Origin of the sequence: Desulfobacterium sp. N47, from assembly GCF_051233685.1 — a bacterium.
Classification (GTDB): domain Bacteria; phylum Desulfobacterota; class Desulfobacteria; order Desulfobacterales; family RPRI01; genus RPRI01.
Window position 1 is genome coordinate 1 of record NZ_JBAMMY010000302.1, and the last position, 1,199, is coordinate 1,199.

The window sequence follows — 1,199 nt, forward strand, 5'->3', positions numbered from 1 at the left end:
AGTATTCTAAGCAACCGTTGGGAAGATTTTTGGGAACATCGGGCCGCAATCTGAAATCGTTACCCATAAATTTGTCGCACACCCAAATCATAAAGCATAGTTGACAAGCCAGAGCAGGAAGTTAAAAAGTTAAGGACGTCACCTAAATTCCCCCGATAACTTACGGACTTTATGCCCAAACGGTGGCGGCGCAGGTTATTTCCGCCGGTTCGGCACGAAGAAGACACATTTAAGGATTACAACATGACCCCAAAGAGATTTTATGACTGGCAGACGGCAGGTGGTACTGACGATGTTATGCGCATGGTTGATTGCCTGGAACGGGCAGACCTTGCATGGTGCGCAATCGGAGGAGTAGCGGTGAATCATTGGGCTGATGAACCCATGGTCACCCAAGACGTTGATTTTGTGGTCGCTGCGGAATCTGTGGAACTTGCGACAAAATGTCTTGAGGAAACCGGCTTTAAATCGGAACGCTTTCAATGGTCTATTAATTTTCGCGGTCACTCTAAGGTGAGCATCCAATTGAGCACGGAAGATTTCTATAAAGACTTCCCAAGTCGGTCTGTTCCAGCAGACATACATGGAATTTTGATGCGCGTAGCGTCTTTGGAAGATACCTTGCGGGGAAAAATCAAAGCTTGGCGAGACGCGGAAAGAAGGCAAAGCAAAAAGCTCAAAGATCTCGGTGATATTGCCCGGTTAGTAGAAAGCCATCCTCATCTTTGGGAATCACTTGATGTGGATTTAAAAGAAATCATTCATAAGCAATAATTGCATGGTCCGAACCTCGTCGTTGCACCGGATTCCGCTAATCGCTGCGCCGGTGAACTCCGCCGGTTCGTCATCCCAAAAAAGAAAAGGAAGTATTCCAAGGAAGTATTCCTATGAAAAAGTTGCCCAAAACACTATTGTCTCGTAATGCTTGCAATGTCGTAAATAGTATGATAATATTATTTCATAATCAACCAAGGAGGATTGAATATGAAAAAATATATCGTAACACTGACCAAAGACGAACGTGAAGCTCTTGGCGAACTTACCACCAAGGGTAAGCACAGAGTTATAGTCAAGAGTTGTGTATGGAATAATTAGGCGGCGATCCATTTTTTTTCAATTCCATTCACAAATTTGACTCCTTTAATTACTTCAGCCAATCGTTCAGGGCAGTGGAGACGTAACCATCTTTTCTCAGCGCA

At 44.3% G+C, this 1,199-nt stretch carries 1 protein-coding gene; it reads left to right on the forward strand.

Annotation, left to right across the window (positions count from 1 at the left end; all coding sequences use genetic code 11):
• The first annotated feature begins 243 nt into the window (after positions 1-243).
• A complete protein-coding gene (locus tag VXK47_RS19600) occupies positions 244-774 on the forward strand; it encodes a nucleotidyl transferase AbiEii/AbiGii toxin family protein (protein ID WP_435550481.1) in 531 nt (176 codons plus the stop codon).
• Positions 775-1,199: the final 425 nt, after the last annotated feature.